The 26,549-nt window shown below is 70.0% G+C and carries 22 protein-coding genes; 14 read left to right on the plus strand and 8 right to left on the minus strand.

What is annotated here, in order from left to right:
* Positions 1–14 precede the first annotated feature (14 nt).
* The 3 genes from ACFY2B_RS20455 to ACFY2B_RS20465 all read right to left on the minus strand — a co-directional run bounded on the left by ACFY2B_RS20455 (position 15) and on the right by ACFY2B_RS20465 (position 2,839).
* Positions 15–1,271: an MFS transporter gene (locus ACFY2B_RS20455; RefSeq protein ID WP_390764503.1), complete on the minus strand. Its 1,257-nt coding sequence runs from the start codon at positions 1,269–1,271 to the stop codon at positions 15–17.
* Positions 1,268–1,405, minus strand: coding sequence for a hypothetical protein (locus ACFY2B_RS20460; protein ID WP_390764504.1), 138 nt, complete (start codon positions 1,403–1,405; stop codon positions 1,268–1,270). The genes ACFY2B_RS20455 and ACFY2B_RS20460 overlap by 4 nt, the downstream gene beginning before the upstream one ends.
* Before the next feature lie 111 nt (positions 1,406–1,516).
* On the minus strand, positions 1,517–2,839 hold the full coding sequence (locus ACFY2B_RS20465) for a glycoside hydrolase family 3 N-terminal domain-containing protein (protein ID WP_390764505.1): 1,323 nt from the start codon (positions 2,837–2,839) through the stop codon (positions 1,517–1,519).
* A 695-nt stretch (positions 2,840–3,534) separates the two neighbouring features.
* On the opposite strand from ACFY2B_RS20465, the gene ACFY2B_RS20470 reads away from it, so the two are divergent.
* Complete coding sequence (locus ACFY2B_RS20470) at positions 3,535–4,335, plus strand: DUF4157 domain-containing protein (protein ID WP_390764506.1); 801 nt, start codon at positions 3,535–3,537, stop codon at positions 4,333–4,335.
* Between the two features lie 63 nt (positions 4,336–4,398).
* On the opposite strand, the gene ACFY2B_RS20475 is transcribed toward ACFY2B_RS20470, so the two are convergent.
* Positions 4,399–5,754 carry a hypothetical protein gene (locus ACFY2B_RS20475; protein ID WP_390764507.1) on the minus strand — a complete coding sequence of 452 codons (1,356 nt, stop codon included), beginning with the start codon at positions 5,752–5,754 and terminating at the stop codon, positions 4,399–4,401.
* Between the two features lie 232 nt (positions 5,755–5,986).
* Between ACFY2B_RS20475 and ACFY2B_RS20480 the strand changes: the two genes are divergently transcribed.
* From ACFY2B_RS20480 to ACFY2B_RS20495, 4 genes are all read left to right on the plus strand, one after another.
* Complete coding sequence (locus ACFY2B_RS20480; protein ID WP_376530653.1) at positions 5,987–6,625, plus strand: response regulator transcription factor; 639 nt, start codon at positions 5,987–5,989, stop codon at positions 6,623–6,625.
* A 252-nt stretch (positions 6,626–6,877) separates the two neighbouring features.
* Positions 6,878–9,673, plus strand: coding sequence for an HYR domain-containing protein (locus ACFY2B_RS20485; protein ID WP_390764508.1), 2,796 nt, complete (start codon positions 6,878–6,880; stop codon positions 9,671–9,673).
* Between the two features lie 9 nt (positions 9,674–9,682).
* The gene (locus tag ACFY2B_RS20490) at positions 9,683–10,378 is read left to right on the plus strand and encodes a DUF4255 domain-containing protein (RefSeq protein ID WP_390764509.1); all 696 of its coding nucleotides are present in this window, start codon (positions 9,683–9,685) and stop codon (positions 10,376–10,378) included.
* Positions 10,375–12,474 carry an ATP-binding protein gene (locus ACFY2B_RS20495; RefSeq protein WP_390764510.1) on the plus strand — a complete coding sequence of 700 codons (2,100 nt, stop codon included), beginning with the start codon at positions 10,375–10,377 and terminating at the stop codon, positions 12,472–12,474. The genes ACFY2B_RS20490 and ACFY2B_RS20495 overlap by 4 nt, the downstream gene beginning before the upstream one ends.
* Positions 12,475–12,501: 27 nt before the next feature.
* Here the strand turns inward: ACFY2B_RS20495 and ACFY2B_RS20500 are convergent, their stop codons facing one another.
* Both ACFY2B_RS20500 and ACFY2B_RS20505 read right to left on the minus strand, forming a co-directional pair.
* Positions 12,502–12,900: a DNA-binding protein gene (locus ACFY2B_RS20500; RefSeq protein WP_390764511.1), complete on the minus strand. Its 399-nt coding sequence runs from the start codon at positions 12,898–12,900 to the stop codon at positions 12,502–12,504.
* Positions 12,900–13,178, minus strand: coding sequence for a hypothetical protein (locus ACFY2B_RS20505; RefSeq protein ID WP_390764512.1), 279 nt, complete (start codon positions 13,176–13,178; stop codon positions 12,900–12,902). Before ACFY2B_RS20505 ends, ACFY2B_RS20500 begins: the two co-directional genes overlap by 1 nt.
* Before the next feature lie 161 nt (positions 13,179–13,339).
* On the opposite strand from ACFY2B_RS20505, the gene ACFY2B_RS20510 reads away from it, so the two are divergent.
* Positions 13,340–14,119, plus strand: a complete 780-nt coding sequence (locus ACFY2B_RS20510) for an alpha/beta fold hydrolase (protein ID WP_390764513.1) — start codon at positions 13,340–13,342, stop codon at positions 14,117–14,119.
* Positions 14,120–14,262: 143 nt separating this feature from the next.
* Here the strand turns inward: ACFY2B_RS20510 and ACFY2B_RS20515 are convergent, their stop codons facing one another.
* A complete protein-coding gene (locus tag ACFY2B_RS20515; RefSeq protein ID WP_390764514.1) occupies positions 14,263–15,345 on the minus strand; it encodes a HEAT repeat domain-containing protein in 1,083 nt (360 codons plus the stop codon).
* On the minus strand, positions 15,342–18,722 hold the full coding sequence (locus tag ACFY2B_RS20520; RefSeq protein WP_390764515.1) for a hypothetical protein: 3,381 nt from the start codon (positions 18,720–18,722) through the stop codon (positions 15,342–15,344). The genes ACFY2B_RS20515 and ACFY2B_RS20520 overlap by 4 nt, the downstream gene beginning before the upstream one ends.
* A gap of 262 nt (positions 18,723–18,984) precedes the next feature.
* Here ACFY2B_RS20520 and ACFY2B_RS20525 point away from each other — a divergent pair, with 262 nt between their 5' ends.
* The 8 genes from ACFY2B_RS20525 to ACFY2B_RS20560 all read left to right on the plus strand — a co-directional run bounded on the left by ACFY2B_RS20525 (position 18,985) and on the right by ACFY2B_RS20560 (position 26,527).
* A complete protein-coding gene (locus ACFY2B_RS20525; RefSeq protein ID WP_390764516.1) occupies positions 18,985–20,550 on the plus strand; it encodes a phage tail sheath family protein in 1,566 nt (521 codons plus the stop codon).
* A gap of 50 nt (positions 20,551–20,600) precedes the next feature.
* Positions 20,601–21,044, plus strand: coding sequence for a phage tail protein (locus ACFY2B_RS20530; RefSeq protein WP_189820284.1), 444 nt, complete (start codon positions 20,601–20,603; stop codon positions 21,042–21,044).
* Positions 21,044–21,484, plus strand: coding sequence for a hypothetical protein (locus ACFY2B_RS20535; RefSeq protein WP_390764517.1), 441 nt, complete (start codon positions 21,044–21,046; stop codon positions 21,482–21,484). The genes ACFY2B_RS20530 and ACFY2B_RS20535 overlap by 1 nt, the downstream gene beginning before the upstream one ends.
* Positions 21,481–21,624 carry a DUF6760 family protein gene (locus ACFY2B_RS20540; protein WP_389020040.1) on the plus strand — a complete coding sequence of 48 codons (144 nt, stop codon included), beginning with the start codon at positions 21,481–21,483 and terminating at the stop codon, positions 21,622–21,624. The genes ACFY2B_RS20535 and ACFY2B_RS20540 overlap by 4 nt, the downstream gene beginning before the upstream one ends.
* A gap of 86 nt (positions 21,625–21,710) precedes the next feature.
* Positions 21,711–23,327, plus strand: a complete 1,617-nt coding sequence (locus ACFY2B_RS20545) for a hypothetical protein (RefSeq protein ID WP_390764518.1) — start codon at positions 21,711–21,713, stop codon at positions 23,325–23,327.
* A gap of 63 nt (positions 23,328–23,390) precedes the next feature.
* On the plus strand, positions 23,391–23,822 hold the full coding sequence (locus ACFY2B_RS20550; RefSeq protein WP_376530681.1) for a phage tail protein: 432 nt from the start codon (positions 23,391–23,393) through the stop codon (positions 23,820–23,822).
* A 3-nt stretch (positions 23,823–23,825) separates the two neighbouring features.
* The gene (locus tag ACFY2B_RS20555) at positions 23,826–24,611 is read left to right on the plus strand and encodes a LysM peptidoglycan-binding domain-containing protein (RefSeq protein WP_390764519.1); all 786 of its coding nucleotides are present in this window, start codon (positions 23,826–23,828) and stop codon (positions 24,609–24,611) included.
* A gap of 8 nt (positions 24,612–24,619) precedes the next feature.
* Complete coding sequence (locus tag ACFY2B_RS20560; RefSeq protein ID WP_390764520.1) at positions 24,620–26,527, plus strand: VgrG-related protein; 1,908 nt, start codon at positions 24,620–24,622, stop codon at positions 26,525–26,527.
* Positions 26,528–26,549: the final 22 nt, after the last annotated feature.

The raw sequence follows: 26,549 nt of genomic DNA on the forward strand, positions 1-26,549 counted from the left end.
CGGCGCCCGGCCGGTCAGGTCTCGGCCCCCTCGGACACGGCCGTCGCTTTCCCGGCCACGGTGCGTGCCGTGCGGGTGCCGGTCGTCGCGAACGGGGAATAGCGCGGTACCCAGCGCAGCAGAGCCGCGGCGGCGAGGACCCCCACGCCGCCCATCGTGGCGATGCCGGCCGCCAGACTGCCCAAGGACGCCGCGGCCGACACGATCAGGGGGCCGCCCGCGCTTCCGGAGTCGGCGCACAGCCGCCAGATGCCGAGGAACTGGGAGCGGCTTCGGGGCGGCGCCACGTCCGCGCCCAGCGTCATCAGGATGCCGCTGCCGATGCCGTTGCCGAAACCCATGAGCATCGCCACCACGGTCAGCGTGACAAGACCGTGGGTGAGCGGCAGAGCCGCCTGGGTCAGCCCCAGGACGAGCATCGAGGGCACGGCGATCCACAGCCGTCCGGCCCTGTCCATGATCTTTCCCGACGGGTAGAAGGTCAGGGTGTCGACCAGTCCGGCGATCCCGAAGATGACGCTCGTGGACGACGCGCTCTGGCCCAGGTGTTCCGCCCACAGCGGCAGGACGGTCTGCCGGGTGGCCCGGACGGATCCCACCAGCACGACGGCGACGCCGAGGGTCAGGAAGACCTTGCGGTGAGCACGTACCACCGAGCGCACCGGGAGCGGCGCGGAGCCGCCCGCCGGACCCGTCGGCGCCGGTTCGGCGATGTCGGGCACGATCAGCAGGACCACGACGGTCACGGCCGTGCACAGGAGGGCCAGCCAGTACACGTCATGGACCGGGCGGGCCGTCAGTACGGCCGCGCCGATGAACGGGCCGATGAACGCGCCGACGCGCACCATGCCGCCGAGGGTGGAGAGCGCCCTCGCCCTCAGTTCGACGGGTATGACCTCGGTGAGGTGAGCCTGCCGCGCGAGGTTGAAGACCGCGTTGGTCGCGCCGGTGGCCGTCGCCGCGAGCGCGACCTGCCAGACGCTTCTGGACAGGGCGCCCGCGGCCAGCGTCACCGCGGCGATCCCGGCGGCGATGAGCATGGCCTTCCGGTCGCCGACCCGGGCCGCGAGAGCCCCGGCCGGGACATCGGCGAGGATCTGTCCCACACCGAGCAGCGCGAGCACGAGGCCCGCGGTGCCCACCGAGGCGCCGAGCGCTCTGGCGTTGAGCGCGAGCACCGGCGCGAGTGCGCCCACGCCGATCTCGAAGACGAGCGTCGGCAGGAAGACGGCCGGTATCAGGCTCCGCAGAGATACGGAAGGGGACCTCATCGCCGTCCGCCCCCGCCGAGGGCCGCGGTCGCCGTGCACGAGACGGCCCTGTCCGCGGCGACGACGGGTACGGCGGTCGCGGGTGCGGCGACGGTCTCGGGTGCGGCGGCGGGCGGTGGCGGGGAAGAGAGCATGGGAAACGTATTACCAGGTCGTACACCGTGGAACGCACGGGGTGTCGCACGTCCGGGTCCGCCGTGGTGCGCGGCCTCCCTGGGTGCCGGGCCGGTGGCCCGGCGGCGCGCTCAGGAGCAGAGATTCACGTGCCGGACGGCCAGGACGTGCTGTGCCGCGTCGATGAGGCGGCTGCGGGCGAGGTGTCCGTCGGCCACCGCGTTGGTGATCGCCGAGGCGATCGAGGACGTCCGGGAGCCGACATTGCCCCCCAGGTCGAACATGACCATGTCGGCGCCCGAGCGGAGGGCCTGCACGGCGGCGCCGGGGATGCTGAAGCCGGCGGCGGAGATCGCCTTGGCGCTGAGCGAGTCGGTGACCACCAGACCCTTGAAGCCCAGCTTGCCGCGCAGCTCGGAACCGATGGCGGTCGGGGAGAGACTCGCCGGATTGGTGGTCAGACCCGGTACGACGTTGTTGGAGACCATGATGGCCGGGGCACCGGCCTTGATGGCCGCCGTGAACGGCGGGAGGCCCACCTTCTGCAGGGTGGACCAGGGCAGGGTGCGGGCGGGGCCGAAGTCGGAGTTGTAGCTGGAGCCGCCGAGGCCCGGGAAGTGCTTGACGACGGGTATCACGCCGCCGTCGCGCAACCCGTTCATGTACGCGACACCGGCTTTGGAGACCACCGAGGTGTTGCCGCTGAAGGACCGCCATCCGTCGGGGTTGGTCCGGCTGGGCGCCACGTTCCTGCCGTCGACGTCGACCACCGGCGCGAGGTCCATGTTCACCTGGGCCGCCGCCATCTTGGTGGCGACCTTCTTGACGTTCTGCTGGATCTGGGCCGGGGTCCAGTGCTTGCCCATGTACGCGGGCCAGGGCAGCGATCCGACGAGGTTCGCCATGCGCTGGATGCCGCCGCCCTCCTGGTCGGTCATCACCAACAGGCCACGGTTACCGGGGACATGGGACTTCAGGGCCTTCAGCCGGGCTCCGAGGTCGGACGGTGCCTTGCTGCCGAACAGCAGCACACCGCCCGCACCGGCGCTCACCTCGGAGGTGACGTCGGACACCGAGGTCTCCGACACCGGGACGGCGATGGTCAGCATGGCCAGTCGGCGGTTCGACCACCCGGCCAGCTTCGTGCTGTTGGTGCACGTGGTGGCGGTGGCGGTGAGGTCCGGAGCGAGGGACGTGGCAGGGGCGGCGCTGGGCACGGGGGAGGCAGCGCGGGACGAGGGCGACGGGGAGGCGGAAAGCGCGGCGGGCGGGACTGAGGACGCGCGGGAGCCACCGGCCTGCGGCGCCGCCATGGGGGCGCCCGTGCCACAGCCCGCCAGGAGCACCACCGCCACGGCGGCCGTGGTGCTCAGTCTGCGTGCGTGCCTGGCCCGCCCGGGCAGTCGCGGCGCTGCTGCCGCGCTGCTGCGGTCACGGTACGACGGGAGATTCATCGCCCGGCCTCCTTTCAGAAGACGCGACGGTACCCGTCGCGGTCTGGGCCGTATCAGCATGGGGTGGGCTCGACGAAGCGTGAGATGCGCTCCGGCCCGCGTTTTGTTCGCCGGATCGGGGATCGGCGTCCCACCAGGATCTCGCGTTTCCGAGTCGGCCGGAAATCCAGCCGCCGTGGACGGGGGCCGCCCACCGTTCTGTCCCCTGCGTGCCGGCACGGCTACAGCGGGCGACGACCACACCGCCGTCCGCGCCCGCCACTCCGTGATCGAGTTCATGGGCGGCATCCGGACCCCCGTAGCACGCCGAAAAACCTTCACCGGTGTCGATCTGGATGCTGTCCGTGGTCGGGATGATCCGTTCTCGTGTGTGTTCGGATGACCTGTCCGATGGCCCTGCGGGCCTTCGCGCGACTTGCCCTGCCCCGGCGTGCCGGTCGACCGCGACGAGGCACGCCGAGATCCTCATCGGGCCGGGCGCCCGACTGCCTCGCCCGGTTCCCGGACGTGTTCTGGCCCGCCACCGGGACCGGCGGGCCGCCGGCGCCGGGAAGCGCGGCGGTCCACGCGTGGACGGTGCCTTGCCCGAAGGGGCAATCCGGGCTGCCCTTCCCCACCACGTGCGCCCCTGGACGGGAACCGGACCGGCCCGCGACGCTGGGAGTGAACGTCCGGCATTCTCCGGGGAGCGGCAGATGCGCGCACACGATCAGGGACAGGAACACGAGCACGACGAGTCCGTCAGGGCGGCCCGGGAGACCCACGACCAGCCGTCGGCGGATCTTCCGCACCTGCTGACGGCCGCCGCCACCGGGCGTACGGAGGTGATCGGCCGGTCCGGGATGAGCACCCTGCAACGGACGGTCGGCAACGCGGCCGTCGGCGCGGCGCTCCAGCGGGAGGCCGAACCGGAGCCGGAACGGCGCGAGTCCCGTTCCAGCGTCCACGACGTGGTCTCGTCCGGCGGCGGTCAGCCCCTGGACACCGACACCCGCACGGACATGGAGGGCCGGCTCGGCGCCGACTTCTCCTCCGTGCGCGTGCACACCGGATCGGCGGCACACCAGTCGGCGCAGGAGGTCGGCGCCCACGCCTACACGGTCGGCGACAACATCGTCTTCCAGCGGGACAGTTACGATCCCGCCTCGCACCAGGGCCGTACCACGCTCGCCCATGAACTGACCCATGTCATCCAGCAGCGCAACGGCCCGGTGGACGGCACGGAGGAACCGGGCGGGATCCGGGTGAGCGAACCGTCCGACCGCTTCGAGCAGGAGGCGTCGGCCAACGCGGACCGCGTGCTGGCCGCCCCCGCCCCGGTGCCCGTCGCGGCACCCGCCGAGGCCGCGCCGTCCGCTGCTCCCGCCGCCACCGCCCCGGTGCAGCGTCAGGCCGCCGACGAGGACGAGGAACCGGCGGATGTGCAGGGGGCGTTCGTGCAGCGGGCGACGGAGGACGGGAACGAGGAAGAGGAGGAGCCCGCGCCCGAGGCATGACCGAAGGGCACGGCCGCACACCCACGGCACAGGTCCGGCAGGTGCGTCCGTACCCGCCGTGGGTCAGCCGCCCGCCTGCGCCTTCGTAGAGATCTTGCCGCCGAGGAACAGGGATTCCGAACACTGGGACGGCGCCGGGGCCTTGACCGGCTTGCCCACCTCCCGGCAGCTGACGGCGATGGTGATCCGGCCTCCCGACTGCACCTCGACAGGGGTGACGAAGTGGTAGTCGGAGTCACGGAAGTTCTCCAGCGCCAGGTTGAGCAGTTGCCCGTCGTCGGTGGAGATGACCAGGGTGCCGGCGTCGCCCTGCGGGTTCTGGACCACGATGTCGGTCAGTTCGAAGGTACTGCCGTCCGGGACCGCGTACGCGGTCCGCCGGGTGGCGCTGCCCCCCACCGCGTCCCGCACCTGCACCCGGGCGCTCGACGGCACCGCGGCTCCACCGGGCTCGGACCCGCCGGGCACACCGGGCGCGGCAGTAGTGCTGCCGCCCGGGGAGGCGGACGCGCCGCCGGAACCGGCCGAGCCCGCCTGCCCGCCACCGCCGGACGCTTCCTGACCCTGTCCGTTGTCGCCGCCGCCGTTCGGGCCGGCGTTCCCCTGCCGCGCCGCGGACTCGACGACCTGCGGGGTGACCGCCTCACGGGCGGCCGAACGTACGGTGGGCCGCAGCACCGAGTACCAGAGCCCCACCAGCGCGGCCGCCAGCAGCACCGCCACGACGAGGGCGCGGGGCAGCCAGCGGGGCAGGATGGCCTGCTGCTCGTAGGAACCGTCCAGCAGCACCGGCTGGTACGGGTCCTGTCCCTCCCGCGCCCGGGGCGTCACCGCCACCTGGAAGGGATGGGTGATCGGCGTTCCGCGCCACAGCCGCTTGGCGGGACGCACGGACAGCACGGCGAACTTGGCCTGGCCGGGCGGGATCTCCACCTCGGCCGGATCGAGGGCGAGCCGCGACCGTTCGGTCGCTCCCCGCGCGCTCAACGCGATCGTGACGGGTGTGTTGCCCCTGCTGTCCACGGCCAGCTTGTGCCGCCCGCGCCACGCTCCGCTCGAACCGGGCGGCACCAGTTCCGAGGTGATCTCGGTGAACGGCAGTACGGTCACGCTCCGTTCGAGAACCGCCGTCTCGGCGCCGTCGCTCGTCGGCACCACCCGCAGTCCGAGCGGTGTCTCGCCGGGCACCACCTGCGAGGTGCGGGGCGGACGCAAGGTGACGGTGGCGCTGCCGGTCGCGCCCGGGTAGAGCGACAGACTCGCCGGTTCCACCGTGGCCCAGTCGGCGCACGGCCCGACCACCTCGAACCGGCACTCCTCAACGATGGTCCCCGAATTGAGCACCTGCACCGCAAGATCCGCCTCGCCGCCGGGCTCAACGGTGACGGAAGACTCGTCCAGGTTCGCCGAAACACTCATGCCGCGCACCGTATTGTCCGCCACGACCTACCAAGACCGGCCGCACAGGAACACTTTCGGGCAATGCCGATGCCCGGTGAGGCACCGGCAATTCCCTTGTGGAATCCAGGGCATTACTGTGGGCCAGTTGATAAAGGGAGACGCATGCGAATGAAATGTGGTGAAGTCGTGTTCGCGATCTTTTCACTTATCCCTGGCGTTCTCCCTCAGTCGCCCGAGGGGAGAGAGCGACGTGTTGCAGACGAACGGAGAACGCATCACAGTGGCGCTGCGCGCCCAGGACCCCGTATCGCAGGCCGGAGTCTCCAGCCAGTTGCGCACCCGGCCTGAAGTCAAGGTCATCGAATGGGAGGAGGGGGACTCACCGCAGGTGGTGGTCGTCGTCCTCGACGCCGTCGACGAGGACGCGTTACGGCTGCTGCGCCAGATCCAGCGGACCAGTACCGCGCGGGGGATACTGGTCACCACCCACATCGACGAACAGCAACTCGTGAACGCCGCGGAATGCGGCTTCGTCGGCGTCGTCCGACGCTCCGAGGCGACCCCCGAACGCCTGGTGCAGGTGATCGGCTCCGTGGCGAAGGGCGAGGGCCGGGTGCCGCCCGACCTGCTCGGAAGCCTGCTCGAACAGGTCGGACGGCTCCAGGGACAGGTGCTCTCACCGCACGGGCTCACCTTCACCGGTCTCTCGGCACGCGAGATCGAGGTACTGCGCCTGGTGGCCGAGGGGTACGACACCGCCGACATCGCCCTGAAGCTTTCCTACTCCGAGCGCACCATCAAAAACGTACTGCACGCCGTCATGTCCCGTCTCAGCCTGCGCAACCGCTCGCACGCGGTGGCGTATGCGCTGCGACAGGGGTTGATATGAGAATCACGCGCGGGTAGTTCCCGCGGTGCCTCATAGGGCAGCCGGCCCTTCCCTAAGGGCTGGCTCGCCCCCTCTGCTTCGGGTGCCGGCGATCCGCGAGGGTGGGAGTCCAAGCGCGCCGATCGTGAAAGTCCGGAGTGGGCCGTTCGGGCCGGTCATGAGTCCTGAGTGGGGTGTTCAGTGCGTTCTGTACGGGGATTCCGGCGCCGGCGCCCACCTGCCGGCGCGCCTCCTCAGGTAGTCCACATCGGCGTGCTGACCGCCGTACTGCTCCTGGTGGCCGGCGTCGTCACGAGCGCCGCCGGGGACGTACCGGCCGCCGCCCCGCAGCCGGCGGTGACCCCCGCCGTGGTGGACGAGCCGCTGGACCCGGGCGGTTCGCTCGCGGTGGACAAGCGTGTGCGTACGCCTGTGGTGCCGCCCCGGCCGGACGTCGTCCTGCTGGTGGACGGCACGGGCAGCATGCAGCCCACCATCGACAACGTCCAGACGAACCTGGGCCTGATCACCGACCGGGTGCGCGAGGAACAGCCCGACTCCCGCTTCGCCGTGGCCACGTACGGAGACCAGGAGGTCGACGGAGCCCGTGTCTTCACGGTGCTCCAGGGACTCACGGACGACCTGGCCGCCGTACAGAGGGGCGTCGACCGTCTCACCGCCGACCGGGGTTCGTACAGTCCGGGCCCCGCGGAGGACTGGATCAACGCGCTGTGGGAGATCGGCAACGGGGCGGAAGGGCAGACCGTCTTCCGGGACGGCGCGAGCCCCGTCGTGGTGCTCGTCGGCGACGCCTCAAGTCACGACCCCAGCAAGGGACACACCCTCACCGACGCGGTCAACTCCCTGACGTACGTGGGTGCGCGGGTCATCGGCGTGGACGTGGCGACCGACCTCGGCGACGGTCTGAACGGCAACGGGGACAACGGCAACGGCCCCGACCAGAACCGCGAGCCGACCCACGACCCCGACCAGGCGACCGACGTCGTCCAGGCCACCGGCGGCAGACTCTTCCAGAACATCGACGCGGACCAGGTCGCCGACACCGTCGCCCAGGGCCTGACCAACCTGCCCACCACCGTCACCCATCAGGCGGTCAGCTGCGATCCCGCCCTCTCCGTCACGCTGAACCCGCCGAGCCGACGTGTGACGAGCGGGGAGACCGCCGACTTCGACGAGACCATCACGGTGGCTGGCGACGCCCCGCAGGGTATGACCCTGAGCTGCACCGTCCAGTTCCTCCTGGACGGCAAGCCGCCGAGCGGACAAGCACCCGTCGACGTGCTGCCGGCCCGCGAGTTCCGCGGCCAGAGGATCGCGCCCGGCTCAGCCGCCGAGGACACGGACGGCTTCCAGGGCGGCTCCGACGGCGGCAGCGGCGATGGCAACGGCAGCAGCGGCGGCGGGGATTCGGCCCCGGGAACCATCGCCGGGGCCATCGGCGGCGTGGTCGCCGGAACCGACGGCGGCCGCAACGGAGGTCTCGCCGCCGGCGCGGCCGGCGGGCTGACCAGCGGATCCGGCGGCTGCGGCGACGGCACCATCGCCGGGCTGGCGGCGGGCGGCGTCGGCGGAACCGACAGCGGCGGGAACGGAGGGCTGCTCGCGGGGGTACTCGGCGGCGCCATCAGCGGCTCCGACGGCTGTGGGGACGGTGGCGGCGGTGGGACGAACGGCGGCACGAGCAGTGGCACGAACGGTGGTACGTCCGGGGGCGGTGCGGCGGACGGTGGTTCTCTGGGCGGGGCCCTCGCCGGCCTGATCGGCGGCGCCGACGGCGGTCGGAACGCCGGTGTCATCGGTGGGGTCATCGGTGGGGTGATCGCCGGCATCACGGCGGGCGGTGCCGACGGGAGCGGCGGTACCACCACCGGCTCCGGTGGCGAGGCCGGCGGCAACCAGAATGGCGGCCAGAACGGAGGCGGGAACCAGAACGGAGGAGATCAGAACGGAGGGCAGATCGGCGGGGACGGGAACGGGGGCGGTCAGATCGGCGGGGACCAGAACGGCGGCAATCAGAACGGCGGGGACCAGAACGGCGGCCAGAACAACGGCGGCAACGAGAACGGCGGCCAGACCGGAGGTGGCGATGGCGGCGGCGATCCCACCCCCGAGGACTACCAGCAGCACATCACGATCACCGTCAACGACGTGACCGCCCCCGTCGTCACGGTCGACGACCGCACCGTCGAAGCCACCGGCAGCAACGGCACCGTCATCGACTTCACCGCCACCGCCGAGGACGCGACCGACGGCGCGCTCCCGGTCACCTGCGACCCCGCCTCCGGCTCCCGCTTCCCGGTCGGCGCCACCACGGTCACCTGCACCGCCACCGACTCGTCCGGCAACACCGGGACCGGCACGGCCACCTTCACGGTCACCCCGGCCCCCACGCCGAACGAGGCGGACGTCGCCGTCACCGCGACCGCGTCCCCCGTCCCCACCTACACGGGTCTGACGACACGGGCCGGCTTCACCCTCACCAACGCGGGCCCCAAGGCGGCCAAGAACGTCGTCCTCACGACCAGTTGGCCGCGCGCCGACGGTACCCGCGGGCGTACCCTGTCCGCCCTGTCGAACTGCACCCGGGCGAAACCCTGCACCATCGCGCCCGGCGGACGTGTCCTCGTCACCCAGACCGCCGTCTACGACACCGCCGTCAGCGGTGAGGTCCGGGCCTCGGTCACCGGCTCACCGCGCGACCCCCGGAACACGAACAACACCGACACGGCCCGCTTCCGCGTCCTCCAGCCGAAGCTGACCGTCACGCCCCAGGTGGCGAGGCCCGGCGATGTGGTGGTGGCGCGCGGCAAGGACTTCCCTCCCGGCCGCACGGTCGCGCTCAGCTGGAACCCGGGGATCACGGCGGCACAGTCGGCCGTACGGGTGGGCCCGGACGGCACCTTCGAGGCACAGGTGCTGGTGCTGCGCAAGGACCAGACCGGGCCGCGTACGCTCCGCGCCCAGGTGCGGGGCCTGGGCCGGCTGACGAAACCGGTGCTGGTCGTGCAACACAGCCTCCAGCCACCGGACTTCGCGGGCCGGAGGTAGGGACGAGCCGTGATCCACGAGGTCGACGAGGCGCTGCGCACGATGTTCCGGACGGACGCCCTGGTGGGCGGCCAGGTGGCGGTGGTCTTCGACGCCCCCACCCGCGACTGGGCCGCCAAGGTCAACGCCCCCACCGTCAATCTGTACCTGTACGACATCCGGGAGGACATGCGCCGTCGTGAGCGCGGTCTGCTCAACGAGTACGACGAGCAGGGCACCATCGTGGCCCGGCGCCGCCCGCCGCGCTACTTCAAGCTGTCGTATCTCATCACCGCGTGGACCAAACGCCCCGAGGACGAGCACCGCCTGCTCTCCTCGCTCCTGTCCTGTCTGCTGCGGTACGAGGCGTTGCCCGCCGGACAACTCACCGGCACACTCGGTGAGATCGGCGTCTCCGTCCCCATGACGGTCGCGCTGCCACCGCCCGAGGACCGGTCGTTCGCCGATGTGTGGAGCGCCCTCGGCGGCGAGCTCAAGCCCTCGCTCGACCTGGTGGTGAGCGTGCCGGTCACCGAGTCCCCGGTCTATCCGGCGGGCCCGCAGGTCGGCGAGGACGGCGTACAGCTCGGCTTCGGCGAGATGCCCACGGAAGAACTCGCGCCCCCGGGCGCCACCCAGCGGACGCCGGATGGCAGGCACCTGCCGGTGTACGGAGCCCGCCGGGGCGGCATCGCGTCGCGCGTGGCGGAAGAGCACACGGAATGACGCTCCCCGCAGCCGCGGACCCGCACGTCCCCGACCCCGGCCTACGCCATCTCCTCGACCGGGCGATCCTCGTCGAGCAGCGCGTACGGCGGGCGGTCCACGCCCGGCAGCTCACGGACCCGGCGCCCGACGACGCGTTCCGCGGCCTGTACCTGAGCGACGAGACGATCCACCGCCTCCTGGAACACGGCCGCCACCTCACGGTCACCGCTCCCGACGACACCGACGCGGCCTTCCTGGCCGCAGCGGAGTCACGGGCCGACGCAGCGCAAGCGGCAGGCCGCCCCACCCGGCTGCGCACCCTCGCCCAGGACTTCGGCCTCTCCGCACTGGACACCGAGATCCTGCTGATCGCGCTCGTCCCGGATCTGGACGACCGTTTCGAGCAGTTCTACGGCTACCTGAACGACGACGTCACCCGCCGCCGCCCCACCACCGGCCTCGCCCTCGGCCTGTGCAGCCTGTCCGCGGCCGACGCGGGAGCCAGGTCACGCCTGTCCCCGCAGGCACCGCTCCGCACCGGCGGCCTCCTGCTCGTAGAGGACCAGGACCGCCCCTTCCTCGCCCGCGCACTACGCATCCCCGACCGGGTCACGGCCCACCTCCTCGGGGACGACACCTCCGACCCGCGCATCGTGGACCTTCTGGTCCCCTGGCAGGACGTGCCGGGCGTCGGCGACCCGTCCGGGCTCGCCCGCGCCCTCACCACCGGGGTCCCGCTCGCGTACCTGCGCGAGGAGCAGGGCGGCGCGGGGACGGCGCTCGCCGCTTCCGCGCTGGCCCGCGCGGGCCGCGGTGTCCTCGGCGTGGACCTGGACCGCCTGGCCCGCGACCCGAACCCCGCCGAGGCGGTACGCGTCCTGGCCCGCGAGGCCCGGCTCACCGGTGCCGGTCTGGTGTGCGCACCACTGGACGCCCTGACCCGGGAGCCGGACAAGACGGAGATCATCCGCCTGGTGACGGACGTCCCCGTCCCCGTGGTCCTGATCGGCCGGGTGCCGTGGGACGCGGCATGGTCGTCCCGCCCACCCCTTCTCCTGCACGCCCCCCGCGTGGAACCGACGACACGGGCCGCCCTCTGGACGCAGGCGTCCCCCGCCCCCATCCCCCCGCACCTGAACCTCACGCACCTCCTCTCTCCCTTCCTCCTCGCCCCCGACCAGATCGCCAGGGCCGCCCAAGGAGCCTCTCAGACCGCGACGCTGGACGGCGGCACCCTCCTCCCGGACCACATCCGCGCCGGCGCCCGCTCGCAGAACGCGGCGGGCCTCGACCGCCTGGCCCGCCGTATCGAACCGGCGGTGACCTGGTCCGACCTCGTCCTCCCGCCGGACACGCTCGCCCAGCTCCGCGAACTCACCGCCCGCGCCCGCCACCGCGACCGGGTCCTGGGCGAGTGGGGCATGCGTCCGGGCGGCGGCCGGGGCAGAGGTGTGACGGCCCTGTTCGCGGGCGACTCGGGCACAGGCAAAACGATGTCCGCCGAGGTGATCGCCGCGGACCTGGGCCTGGACCTCTACACGGTCGACCTGGCCACGGTCATCGACAAATACGTGGGCGAAACGGAGAAGAACCTCGAACGGATCTTCTCCGAAGCGGCCGGCATCAACGGCGTACTGCTCTTCGACGAGGCCGACGCGATCTTCGGCAAGCGCTCGGAGGTCAAGGACGCGCACGACCGCTACGCGAACGTCGAGAGCGCGTACCTGCTCCAGCGCATGGAGACCTTCGACGGCCTGGCGATCCTCGCCACCAACCTCCGCGCCAACCTCGACGACGCCTTCACCCGCCGCCTGGACCTGGTCGTCGACTTCCCCGTCCCCGACGCCCCCCAACGCCGCACCCTCTGGGACCGCTGCCTGGGCCCGCTCCTCCCCCGCACCGCGGACCTGGACCTGGACTTCTGCGCGGACTCCTTCGAACTGTCGGGCGGCAACATCCGCTCGGTGGCGGTGACGGCGGCCTACCTGGCCGCCGAGTCGGGCACCCCGGTGACGATGGCGGACCTGATCCACGCGGTCCAGCGCGAGTACCAGAAGCTGGGCCGCCTGACACTGGCGTCGGAGTTCGGGCCGTACCTGGGGCTGCTGGCGTGAGGCACGGCGCCTCGCAGACCCTCATGCTCAGACTTTGATGATCCGCACCCGGTCCCCGCACAGCAGCCCCAGATCCTCAGGGTCCGAGGTGAGGATCACCGCAGGTTTCGGCATCAGCAACGCGGTCGCCCCCACGACGGCGTCGATGGCGTACTTGTGCCCATGAAACCCGGAGTCGGTCAGCAGTTTCATGGCCGAGCGCCCGATCTCCTCGCTCACCGGCTCAACCGTCAGCCTGGACACCACCCAGTTGAACCGGGCGGCGTTCACCTTCCGGTGGTGGGCCTCGATGAGGGTGAGAACGCTGACGACCACCCGCATGTCCTCCTGCTCCGCCCCACGGAGCAGCGCCATGACCTGCCGGTCGTCAGCAACGACCTTGGACAGACCTTCACTGTCCAGTACCAGCGTCCCGGACCGAGCCATCAGGCGGCGCTCTCCGCACCATCGGCGTCGCCCCGCAGAAGCGCTCGGGCGGCGGCGACCTCGGCTTGACTCAACGCCCCGTGTTCCTCCTCGTGCGCGTTGGTCAGCTCTGCGAGGTTGTCCCGCTCGATCTGGCGCTGAACGGCTGCGTCGACGTAGGCGGAGAAGCCCCGCTTCCCTACGCGCGCACGGACGGCCGCGATATTGCCCGAGTGGAGGCTGACGGAGACGTTGGCGGTGGGGCCCTCACCCACCCCGTAGCTGGTGTCATCACTCATGGCATCAATCTAATACATGAAGTAGGAGAAGGTCGCGCTTTCTGCGGCAAGACGGTGGACCCTCAGCCCGGCCCCTTGCGCGGACTCGGAGTTGGCACGACCGTGGTCCAGGGTCGGCCGGTGACCGACCGGTTTGTCTCCGTACGGCGACGGGAGCCAGCGTGACCGCATTGTCTGTCCTGCCCCATGAACTGCACGGCGACGGCCCTCACAAAGTGATCGCGGTGCACGGCTGGCTCGCCGACCGCTCCGCCTACGCCCCCGTGCTGCCGGACCTCGACCTCGGTTCGTTCCAGTACGCGGTGGTGGACCTGCGCGGATACGGCGAAGCCCGGGACGTTGTCGGCTCGTACACCACGGCCGAGGGAGCCAAGGATGTGCTCGCGCTGGCCGACCGGCTCGGCTGGGAGCGATTCTCGCTGATCGGTCACTCGATGGGCGGCTCCGTCATCCAGCGGACGCTGGCCGCCGCGCCCGAGCGGGTGCGCAGAATCGTGGGAGTGTCGCCGGTCCCCGCGTCCGGCCTCCCCCTCCCGCCCGAGCAGTGGGAACTCTTCGCCGCGGCGGCACACACCCCGCAGAACCGGCGGATCATCCTCGACACCACCACCGGGGGTCGGCGCCCGGCAGGCTGGCTGGACCGCATGGTGCGCCGCTCGGTCGAACGCAGCGACGCCAAGGCGTTCCGGGCCTGGCTGGATTCCTGGGCGGGCGAGGACTTCCACGACCAGATCGATGGTTCGCCCGTGCCCGCCCTCGCCGTCGTGGGCGCCCTGGACCCTGCCCTGTCCGCCGAGTTGCAGCGGGCCACCTGGATGCGCTGGTTCCTGCGGGCCGAACTGGCGGAGCTGCCGTCGTGCGGCCACTACGCGATGGACGAGACCCCGCTGGACCTGATCCGGGTGGTGGAGGACTTCCTGCGGGCGGACGCCGAGGCATGAGGGCGCGCCGGCCCAGGATGTCTTCGAGCCCAGGCGATACGGGCGGAGGAGCCGGAGGTACTCGGCCGGCCGGAGCCGCCACAGTCCGCTGGGCGAGCCAAAACTGAGTTCGTGGACGTTGCTCGTGCAACATCGGGCGATCTTTAAAGGATCTGATCAGCGTGAACTTCGCGCCCCCATCTGTAGATGACTCCGGGTGAGCTAAAATGATCGAGAAGTTCAACTTGAACAGTTTCTCCTAGCACTTCCCCAGGATTCAATTGATAGCCAGTGAGAAACGTGATCTCCCGACACGCCTCTGCGCATCTTGGATTTTGCGGGGCCAGTCGATCGATAAGTTGTGAAACGGTTGCAGGAACGCCGTTGCGGTAGCGCTTGCGCGGATCGAAGCGTGTAACATTCTCACGCCAATAATCAACGATCGCACGATCGTAACTCTCTGACCGGTCAGGAAAATCCGTCCCCAGAATGTCGTTTATCGAAATTCGACAATTGTTCCGTGCGGTATTATCCTCGTGCTTTAGTGCGGGTGTCAGAGCACCGACGCAGGCAGGGAGGCCAATCATAGACAGCGCCTCGATCGCTAGCAGGCGAACGTCGTAATCCACGTCGGTCACCAGCCCAGAGAGCAACGAAATCATACCTGTTGAAATTGCGATGAGAAATGCCTCTGCGGCCAGCGCACGTGTAGGAGGGAAAGGATCGGTCACGAGCGGGATCAATTCAGACCCGGACTGGAATCGTCCATGTCTGGCTAGGGCGACAACGCAGGCTACTATCAGCCTCGGCGGTTCATCTTCCTCCCTTTCAAGAATCAGTGACTGATCGAGAGTTGTCTCCAAGGGGAGGATAAGGTTGGAATTTTTTGAGTACCCGCAAGCTTCGGCGATTTGAGCGCGTCGTGTCACCAGTTCTTCGGCGTCCGTCAAGCGCGAGATCAGCAGATGCGTTTCTCGTTCGCCTTCCCGTGAGCAGACAGTTTTGACAGCTGCCTCGAATGCCAAATCGATATCGGAATCCAAGGCTTCTTCAATCACATCCAGGCTCGACGAGGAGTAAATCTTCTCAAGTGCGAGTCCCAGTTGACCGGCCTTGGGCCATGGCTCATCCAAGGCATCAAGGATTGACGGGAGAGCGCGTGGCCCGATTCTGCCGATTTCCTCGGCGGCGGCGGTGGCACCGACTCCTTCCCCCTGCGCTTCCTGGACCAAGTCGTCGAGGTTCATGTGGATTGACCCTCCTGTGACTTCAGTTCATTCGTGATATCGTTTTTTCGGTCGGCAAAATAAGTAGTGAATGGATAGTGCTCGGTCACCGTAATGTAGATGAGATTCTGCCCGGATGTCTCATGACCATCCCAGTTGGCAGGGTGAATGTGATGCTCGTTCCACCCCACGAGATAGAAGTCCTGCCACTGCATTCCATTGTACCTATTTCCATACTTCGCATTAATCTCCCTTTCCACCTGGGCCATTGCCGTTTTGTTTATCCAGTCCTTGGACTGACTCGGATTCTTCTTTTTGAGTTCTTTCTTTATCTTGTCGCGCCGAGAATCCATGGCGCCTTGCCATTTTTTCGTGTTTGCGTTACCAGGAGTCTTTTTGTCGGTGACGGTATACCTGTCACTTCCGGTACCTACCCCCGGGAACGGCACAGTTCCATTGGGATGCCCGTACTCTTCATTTGCCGGGTGTTTCGTGGTACTGGTGACGGTTGCATACAAGCTTTTTGCCGCGGCGGGGAAGTCGGAGAAGAGGCCGGTAAAATGATCTCCACCGAGGCTCTTTGCGTTATATTTCTTGTATTCCCTGAGAGGAATAGTTCTGGGGGTTGATTGACCTCCAGGGTTAACCTTCCCCTCGAAGTGAATTTTCTGGTCGATTTCTGACTTGCTGTCGATCACCGCCTTCAACTCTGCCATGTTGTACTGCCGTTTAATTGGCGGAAGTTTGGGTTCTATTTCCTCGATGGGGAGTTTTTTGATTGCGAGTCGGTCTGCCGCATCAAGCCCACTTTGCAGGTCTTTCCGTTTCTCCTCGGGCTTTCTCTCGTCTTTTCGGCTGCCCTGATCTTTGCCGTTATTCTTACCCTTGATCTTTTTCCAGAGGGCTTTTCCTGCCCTGACGATAAAGCCGACGATCTTGTCGATAGCGCGGTTCACCGGGCGAGCCACAGCGTGGAAGACGGATTTGACCTTGTTGGCAAGCGAGCCGATGCCGAGAAGTGAGGCCAAGAAGCCGATGAGGAGGGGGACGGAAGCGGCCAGGGCCGTTTCGACCATCTTGGGGACGCCCGCCGAACCCCCGTTGGCGATCGCGATGACCGCGTCCAGGACCGCGTTGACGAACTCCACGATCTGGGCGCCCTGGTTCACGATGAACGTGACGATGTCGATGATTCCCTTGACCGCGCGGACGAACGCGGAGGCGGGGTTGAGGAGGGAGATGATCCAGGTGATGCCCGCGATGATGACCGTGGGGATCAGATAGCTGGTGAGTTTTTCGAGGATGGTGGCCTTGAGATCGCCGGCCTCTTCGGTGATTTCCTTGACCGCGCCCGCCGGGCCTTCGCGGGCGAGGTTCTGGGCGACTGGGACGGACTGTTCTACGGCGGACACGGCCTGGTCGGGGACGCCCTTGCGGGTGATGCGGGCGCGGATGTTGGCCCAGGTCAGGCCCAGGAGGGAGGCGATGAGCTGGATGATGCCCTTGAGGTCGAACTTCTGCGGGAGTTCGAGGCCGGCCTTGACCGCGGTGCCCAGCAGCCAGGACACGACCCCGGTCTTGAGGTGCTCGGCGACGTTGGTGACGAACAGGTTGAGGCCCGCGCCGACCGCGTGTACCAGGTTCCCGAGGAACCCGATCGGGTCCTTGATGATCTTCATGATGGCGGAGGCGGCCTTGGCGAGGATGCCGAGGAGGAGGTTCTTCAGTTCGTTGATCGTCTTGATGACGCCGACGATTGCGTCCTTCGCCTTGTCGATCAGGCCCTTGTTGGCTTCCTGGAGCTTCTTGATCTCCTCGTCGACCTTGTTCAGGGCCGCCGTGTACTTCTGGGCCAGGTCCTGCACCAGTTGTTCGGACTTCTCGTTGACCGTTGCTTCGAGGTCGTCGAACTTCCCGGCGAAGTCCTTCGCGGCGTCCTCGCCGAACTGGCGCAGGTCGGCGGGGAGTTTGTCGACCTCGGCCTTCAGTTCGGTGCGGCCCCTGGCGATGCGGGCCTTCGCCCGGCCGAGTTCGGCGCCGATGACGTCGGCGACCGAGGAGATGACCGTCTGCATCTTCGCGACGTAGAGCTTGCGGGCCTCCTGGTAGAGGTTGTTGGCCTCCTCCGGCAGGCCGGCGAACTTGTCCTTGACCCAGCGGGCCTTGCCCGTCCAGCCCGAATACCGCTTGTCCTTGTACGCCTTCATCCGGCGTTTGTGGTCCGCGGTGAACGCGTCCCGCGCCGCCTTCTCCCCCGTCGTGAACGCGGTGTCGACCTTCTTGTCCAGACCGGACAGGGTCTCCTCCACGTCCTTCTTCGTGGAGTCGTAGACCTTCTGCAGCTTGGCCGTGACCTCGGCCCGCCGTTTTTCGTCCTTCGACTTCGTCTCGCCCTTCCCGCCGTCGACCTGCTTGCCCGCCGACGCACGGGTCGCGGTCAGCGCGTTCATCGCCTGGGCGCCGGAGGCCGCCGCCCCCGCCTTCGCGCTGGAGAGTTGCTGGGCCTCGGCCGCCCGGCCCTTCGCGGGGGCTTTGACGGAGTCCGCTTCGGCGGTCTTCTTCGCGGACAGGGCCTGGTCGAACTCCGGTTCGTTGCCCTTGGCGAGCTGGTCCTCGGTGACCTCCGCGTCCGCCAACGCCTGGTCGTTCTGCGCCGGACCTTCGGAGAAGTCGGTCACGGAAGCGGGCTGCTTCTCAGGGATCGCATCCGTCGCGGACGGCGCGCCCGGGTTGGGCGGGGGCTGGTCCGGGGACATCGGGGTGATCTGTTTGTCCTTGGCCGCCGACGTGTCCGGCGGGGCCTTCGTCGCCGTGTCGATGTCCTTGGCCGAGGACTCCTTGCCGTCGGAGACCTTGCCGTCGACCTCGTCCTTGATCTTGTCGGCCTTGCCGGACTTGGAGAACTTGTCGGCGTCGTCGAGGTTCTTCGGCGCCTGCGCCTCGATCGCCTTGTTCACGGCGTCGATGAAGGCTTGTTTGTTGAACTCGCCCGGCTTCGCCGCGTTCATCTTCTCCGCGTTCGCCGCCTTGCCCTGCGCCTCCTTGTCGTCCGGCGGCGCCACCGCCGCGTCCTGCGCCGACTTCGACTCGGCCGCGGCGGGGGCGTGGACGGCGATCTTCGCGCGTTTGGCCGCCACGTCGGCCTTGACCTTGCGGAACCCGGCCGCCTGCGCCGGAGACGGCTTCACCGGGGCGGTGTAACGCTGTGCCACCAGACGCGACACCGCGGCATTGCCCGCCGCGCGCTGCAGCCGCTGCAGGTCGCGCGGGCCGGGTGCGGGGGCGGGGCGGTCGCCCGGCGGGCGTTCCGGTGGCGCCGTCGTACGGGAGACGTCCGTACTCGCAGGAGTGGTCCTGGCACGGGCAGCGCCGGGGTCCTTCTCCGGAACCGCCTTCATCCGCCCTCCCGGCCCACCACTTCCCCGGACAGCCGGCACGCGACGCGCATGGCCCTGCCGTCGCACCAGGGTCCGGGGGCGGTGAACGGGGTACGCAGTGCGGGAGGACACGGGTGGGGGCAGCGCCTGCTGGGCCGAACAGCACGAAGGCGTTGCCTCATCGGGCAGTGGCCGGTGCACGGGTGGGCGGCCGTGTGTCCGTTCCCGGTGATCGCACCGGTGGCGAGAATTGCGGGCGTTCCCCGGCCAAGGAGAGACTCACATGCCGTCGTACCTGTCCCCGGGCGTCTACGTCGAAGAGGTGGAGTCCGGGTCGCGGCCGATCGAGGGGGTCGGCACCTCGGTCGCCGCCTTCATCGGGTTCGCGCAGAAGGGCCCGTTCCACGAGCCGACGCTGATCACCAACTGGACGCAGTTCACTACCGTCTTCGGTGACTTCGTCGAGGGGACCTATCTCGCCTCCTCCGTCTACGGGTACTTCGCCAACGGCGGCGGGATCTGCTACGTCGTACGGATCGGCGGCGCGGAGGAGGATCAGGACGAGGCCGGTGCGCGAGCGGCGAAGGAGGGGGCCGCGGGGTCCACGGCGCGGCTCGGACCGTATGTCGTCAAGGCGCTGCCCGGCGTCACCGGTGAGATCACCGTCGAGGTCGCCGACCCCGAGGGCGAGGATCCGCCGCAGGACGTCTTCACTCTGGTCGTCAAGCGGGACGGGGAGGTCGCCGAGACGTATCCGTCCGTGACCACCAAGCGCAGCAAGGACAATGTCGCCACCCAGGTCAGGGCCCGGTCCGGGCTCATCCGGCTGGAGGAGTCCGGCAAGGGGGCCGCGCCGGCCCGGCCGGAGGTGCAGTCCGTGACGCTGGCGGCGGCGCCCGGAGCCGGGCCGGGCGCGGGGGCCGTCGCGGTGCCCGGCACGTTGTCGACGGACTCGTACGTCGGCGATCCCGACCGGCGCACCGGGTTCGGCGGTCTGGAGGCCGTCGAAGAGGTCACGATGGTGGCCGCGCCCGACCTGATGAGCGCCTACCAGCGGGGGGCGCTGGACCTTGAGACGGTCGTCTCGGTGCAGCGCGGGCTGATCACCCACTGCGAGGCGATGGGTGACCGTATCGCCATCCTCGATCCGCCGCCCGGACTGAGTCCGCGTCAGATCAAGTCGTGGCGGCAGGAGACGACCGGTTTCGACTCCAAGTACGCCACGCTCTACTACCCGTGGATCAAGGTGTTCGACCCGGCTGTGGGCCGCGACTCCTTCGTGCCGCCGAGCGGGCATGTCGCGGGGGTCTGGGCGCGCAACGACGAGACGCGCGGGGTGCACAAGGCGCCGGCGAACGAAGTGCTGCGCGGCGCGGTCGGGTTGCAGACGCAGATCACCAAGGGCGAGCACGACCTCCTCAATCCCATCGGGCTCAACTGCATCCGTGCCTTCCCCGGTCGCGGCATCCGGGTATGGGGTGCGCGCACGCTCGCCGACGACGCGTCGTGGCGGTACCTCAATGTCCGGCGGCTCTTCAACTACCTGGAGGAGTCGATCCTCGCGGGCACCCAGTGGGTGGTCTTCGAGCCGAACGACGACGCGCTGTGGGCCCGTATCCGGCGCACCATCTCGGCGTTCCTGGTCAACGAGTGGCGCAAGGGCGCCCTCTTCGGGCTGACCCCGGACGAGGCGTTCTACGTGAAGTGCGACCGTGAGACCAACCCTCCGGAGTCCATCGAGGCGGGCCAGGTCATCTGCGAGGTCGGGGTGGCCCCGGTCAAGCCGGCGGAGTTCGTGGTGTTCCGGCTCGCCCAGCTGTCGGCGGGGTCGGGCGGGATCGACGAGTGACGGTGAGTGCTGCGAGGGCCCTCACGACGGACGGATTCTAGGAGGCTGGCATGCCGCTCCCCGAGCTGGACAGTTCCGTAGGACATTCCTTCGGCCTCGAATTCGACAGCGTGCTCATCAAGCAGATCACCGAGGTCAGCGGTCTGAAGATGGAGCAGGACGTCATCGAGTTGAAGCAGAACACGGCCGACGGCAAGTATGCGATCAAGAAGTTGCCGGGGCGTCCCAAGGCCGGTGAGGTCACCGTCACCCGCGGTCTGACGGAGGACAACAGTTTCGAGCGGTGGATCAAGGATTCCCGGTTCGGGAAGATGGTCAACGCCCGCCGCAACGGCTCGATCATCGTCTACGACTACGAGGGCATTCCGATCAAGCGCTACAAGCTGATCAACGCGTGGCCCAAGTCGCTGGAGATCAGCACGCTCAAGGCGGGTGACACCTCCGTGCTGACGGAGAAGCTGTCGATCACCTACGAGAGCGTGGAAGTCGACTGATGCGCCGTACGATCGCGGCTTCCGCGCAGAACGGCACGGAGGGGGAGCACGGCGGGTCCGTCGACACGCTGCGCACCGAGTTCCCCTTCGAGCTGCCGCGCGGATACGTGGACGAGTCCGGGACCGTGCACCGCAGCGGGGTCATGCGGCTGGCGACCGCGCGCGACGAGCTGGTGCCGCTGCGGGACGACCGGGTCCGGGAGAACTCCGCCTATCTGTCGGTGGTGCTGATCTCGCGGGTGGTCGTGCGGCTCGGCGCGATCGAGGACGTCCACCCCGGCGTCGTCGAGGACCTGTTCGCCTCCGACCTCGCCTTCCTCCAGGACTTCTACCGCCGGATCAACGCCGAGGGGCACACCCGCGCCGCGGTCACCTGCCCCTCGTGCCAGGAGCACTTCGCGGTGGACCTGTCCGGTGGTGGTCGCCTGGGGGAATCATGACGTACGCGACCGACCGGCTCCATGAGGAAGTCGCGTACCTCGCCTACCACTTCCACTGGTCCCTCGACCAGATCCTCGACCTTGAGCACCCGGACCGGCTGCGGTACGTCCAGCACGTCGCCCGGCTGAACGAGCGGTGACGCGGATGGGATGGCCGGCCTGGCTGACCGGAGGGCGCCGGCGTGGCGGCGGTGCGCAGAACCCTGCCGCGTCGAGCGTGCCGGAGGTGAGCGCCCCGGGGTGGCGGGAGGTGCCGCCGTTGCAGCGTACGGTGGGCGCGCCCGCCCTGGTGACGGATCCGGTGGGGTTCCGCGGTTCCCTGGACACCTGGCGGGACACGTCGTTCTTCACTCCGCTCGGCCATCTGGTGAGTCCGGAGGCGCCGTCCGGGCTGGGTCACGGGCTCGTGGCGCCGAGCCCGGCCGCCGGGGCGCCGACGGTGAGCCGTGAGGTGCGCCCGAACGCCCCGGGCCGGACGCGGGAGTCGGGCCCGTCGGGTCCGGGCGGTGAACTGCGGCTCCCGGTCGTTCCGTTGCAGCGAGCCGGGGGTGCGGGTGCGTCCGAGGGCCCGCGCCCCGCATCCGGGGCGAGCGGTACGGACGCCGTGGGCACGGCCGCGCCCTTGCTCTCGGCCCGGTCTCCTGACATGCCGTTGCGTCAGCTGGACCGCGTGCCGGTCGAGGGGCCGCTGCCCGCTACGGCAGCGGAGGGCCCCCCGCCCCCGGTATCGTCGGCGCCTTCGTCGGCGTCGCCGCCGGTGCAGCGGGTCACGGAGCCGGGTTCCGCGCGCCCGCACGGCTTCGGCCTGGGCGAGCCGTTGAGCGCGTTGCCGCCCACGGCCCAGCGGAAGCCCGCCGAGAGCACCGGCGGTCCCCTGCCTCCGGACGAGTCCGGGTTCCCCCCGCCGGCGGACCCGCCGTCCAGGCCGCTGCTCGCCGACGGTCCGCTCGTCGTGCGCACCACGGACCCCGGCCCAGCACCAGCACCGGAGCCGAGCCGGCCGACCACTGGCACCGGCACCGGCACCGCCCTGCCCGTACGGATCCAGCGGGCCGCCGCCGACGGAACGCCGGTGCCGGCCGAACCGGCTCCGGCGGCGGAGCCCGTGGTGCCGCTCGTCGCGCAGCGGTCGGTGCCGCTCTTCTCCGGGGTGCTGGAGTCGGCCGCGGAGGGCGCGCCGGATGCCCGCGCCGGAGCGGCCGGGCCGCGCGTCGTACCGCTGAGGTGGTCGTCCGGGCCGGAGGGCGGCCGGGCGGTGACGGCGGGAGCGGATCCGGCGCCTGCGGAGGGAGCGGCGCCGGCGCGTTCCCCGGTGCCGTCCGCCCAGCGGTCCGTCGCTCCGGCGGCGGCTCCCGTGCGGCCGGCCGCACGGGCGTCCGCCCCCACGGTGTCCCGCTCGCTGCCGGACGCCGGTGCGGTGGCCGTCACCGCGGGCGTGGCCCAGCGCATGGTGGACGGCTCGGTGGTGTTCCACTCGCCGCCCGCTGCGGCCGTGGGGCCCTTGTCGTACGGGCCGCCGCCGGGCTCGCCGCCGCTCCCCCCGGCCGTCCAGCGTGACGCGTCCGGTTCCGAGCCGCCGCCTCCGCAACCGCCCGACCCGCCCGATCCTCCGGCCGCGTCCACCGAGCCGGCGCCCGAACCCCTTCCCGACAGCTCGGGCACCGCATCGACCGCCGCCGGGGAGCAGACTCAGGACCCGGCGTCCGGCGGCTCCGGGCGAGGCACGCCGAAAGTGGACGACGAACTGGTCCGGGCCCTGTTCGCGCCGCTGAGCCGGCTGCTCAAGGCGGAACTGCGGCTGGACCGGGAACGGGCCGGCCGGCTGATCGACACCTGGCACTGACGAGACGCTGACGAGTGGGGCGAGAGACCAGGCACTGACGAGTGCGGAGAGAAGAGGTACGCCATGTCCGTGACCGATGACCCGGCGGTCAGCGTCTGCTTCGTCGTCACCGTGGACGGCATCGAGCTGGGCTCGTTCAACACCTGTGAGGGCCTGGGCTGCGAGGTGGTGCTCGAACAGCGCGAGGAGGGCGGCAACAACGGCCACCTGTGGCAACTGCCCACCCGCCTGAAGTACCCGAACATCAAGCTGTCCAGGCCGCTGACCCGGGACACCGAGAAGGTGGCCAAGTGGTTCGCGAGCATGACCACCGGCATCAAGCGCAGGACGGCGCACATCGAGGCGCGTACCGGCGACGGCCGCAAGGTGGCGCAGTGGGGGCTGCTGGAGGTGGTGCCGGTGCGCTGGACCGGTCCCGCGTTCAACCCGGAGTCCCCCAAGGTCGCGACGGAGACCATCGAGATCGCCCACCACGGCTATGTGATGGAGGGCTGAGCGGTGGGCTCTCCGGTGGCGTTCAGCGCGGCGGGCGCGGGGACGAGTGCCGTCAAGGGCGGTGCCAGGCCCAAGCTGGAGCACGCGTACCTGGAGCTGCGCACCCCGCCGCCGGGTGGCAGTCTGACGCCGGGCGCGCCCTGCGGCCGGATCGACTTCCAGTTCAATCCCAAGGAACTGTCCCTGACCAAGGCGGCGGCCTGGAAGCGGACTCCGGCCAAGGGGGCGAAGAGCGCGGGACCGCCCGAGTACCAGGGGCCGCAGCCCAGCAAGCTGACGGTGGAGATGTTCTTCGACGCGAGCGACACGCAGGACACCAGCGTGGTGACCGCGGTGGAGAAGCTGTTCGCGTGCTGTGTGCCGACGAGCGAGACGCGGCAGCAGCAGCGGGCCTCGCCGCCCTGGGTGGTCTTCCACTGGGGCGGGCTCACCGGCTTCCCCGGTTACGTCAGCCAGGTGCAGGCGAAGTACACCCTGTTCACCACCTCGGGCGTGCCGATCCGGGCGGTGTGCCAGGTCACCATGGAGGAGATCACCGGGGAGACCCCGGGTCAGAACCCCACCTCTGGAGCGCTGCACGCGCGCCGCGTGCACCGGGTGCGCGCCGGGGACACGCTGGCGCTGCTGGCCTGGCGCGAGTACGGCGACCCGGCCGCCTGGCGGACGATCGCGGAGGCGAACGGGATCGACGATCCGATGCGTCTGCCCGAGGGGCGCGAGTTGCTGCTTCCCGCGCCGGACGAGCTGGAACGCAGCGGGGGCGGCGACGGACACGACGGGGGTCGGTGAGGCCGGTCATGGTCAATCAGAGCGTCGCCAAGGTCCTGGTGGTGGAGTTCGACGGCCGTCCGCTGCCGCCGGCTGTGGCGAACACCCTGGTCGAGGGGTATGTGGACGACAGTCGTACGCTGCCGGACCTGTTCGTGCTGCGTTTCCGCGACCCCGGTCGGGTGCTGCTGGACCAGGCGGGCGTGCGGATCGGTACCCAGGTGCGGCTGCTGGCCGGCGCCGGTGGCGGTCCCTCGCCGCGTCCGCTGTTCACCGGGAGCGTGACGGCGCTGGAGGTGGAGATCGACGACACGGGCACCTTCACGGTGGTGCGGGGGCTGGACGAGTCGCACCGCCTCTTCCGCGGCCGTCGGGTGGCCGGCTACCAGAACATGACGCTCGCCGACATCTGCGTCCGGGTGGCGCGGCGTGCGGGGCTGCAGCCGGGCACGGTGGAGGTGGCGGGCCCGGTGCTGGAGCACGTGGCCCAACCGAACGTCAGCGACTGGGAGTTCCTGCGCGCACTGGTGGAGGAGGCGGGCGCGCAGATCCATGTGACGGACGGTCGGCTGCACGTCGTCAAGCCCCCGGAGGCGGGTGGCGCTCCGGAGACGTCCGCGCGGGCCGACCGCGATCCCCTGGTCCTGGAGATGGGCGACAACCTGCTGCGCTGCCGGGCCGGGGTGTCCGCCGCCGAGCAGGTGTCGGCGGTCGAGGTGCGGAGCTGGGACGTACGGGCCAAGCAGCCGCTGGTCGGCCGCGCCGACGCGGGTGGGACGGCGACCCTGGAGCTGGGGGTGACGGCCGCCGAGGTGGCGCGGCCGTTCGGTGCGGCGGACTTCGTGGTGTCGGACGCGCCGTACGACAACCAGGCCCGGGTGGACCAGGCGGCGAAGTCGCTGGCCGCGCGGATCGCGGGGTCGTTCGCCGAACTGGAGGCGGTGATCCGGGGCAATCCCGAGGTGCGGGCGGGTGGTGCGGTCACGCTGGCCGGGGTGGGCGCGCCCTTCGCGGGCCGGTACACGGTGACGTCCTCGCGGCACGTGTTCGATCCGGTCCGCGGCTACGAGACCTGGGTGACGGTCTCCGGGCAGCAGGAGCGTTCGCTGTTCGGGCTGACCGGCGGCGGGCCGGGGGCCGGCACCGGGGCGGGCTCCCGGTGTTCGGGGCTGGCGAACGGCACGGTGACGGACACCAAGGATCCGGAGGGTCTGGGCCGGGTCAAGGTGCGGTTCCCGTGGCTGTCCGACGAGTACGCGAGTGACTGGGCGCGGACCGCGCAGGCGGGCGGGACCGGCGGTGGGGAGGCGTTCATCCCCGAGGTCGGCGACGAGGTGCTGGTCGGGTTCGAGCAGGGGCACCTGGACCGTCCCTATGTACTCGCCGGTCTCTTCAACGGTCAGGACAAGCCGGGGCAGCAGGGCGGGGCGGGGCAGGCCGGAGGTCAGGGCGGCCAGGGGGACGGTCAGGAGGCGGAGGCCGTCGACCCCACGAGCGGCGCCGTCAACAAGCGCGCGTTCGGCTCCCGCGGCGGCAACAAGCTGGAGCTGCTGGACACGGCGAACGGCCCGCAGGGCGTACGGCTCGTGACGGGCGACGGCAAGTTGAGGATCAGTCTCGACCGCCGGGGCACCACCATCGTGGTGCACAGCGACGGCACGGTGGAGATCGAGGCGAAGGAGCAGGTCTCGATCAAGGCGGGCAGCGGGGTCGCGCTGGACGCGGGCGGCGGCACGCTGGAGCTGACCGGTGACTCGGTGAAGCTCACGGCCCGCACCGGGGTCCAGGTGGACGGCGGCACCGGCCAGGTGAAGCTGTCCACCGGCGGCGCGGTGGAGGTGCGGGGCAACCAGGTGGCGGTGGACGGCACCACCCGCACCGAACTCAGGGGCGGCAGCACGCTGACCGTCAACGCGCCCATGGTGCGCATCAACTGAACGGCACGGCACTGACGGATGA

The organism is Streptomyces sp. NPDC001270 (genome assembly GCF_042896695.1).
In the GTDB taxonomy this organism is placed as follows: domain Bacteria; phylum Actinomycetota; class Actinomycetes; order Streptomycetales; family Streptomycetaceae; genus Streptomyces.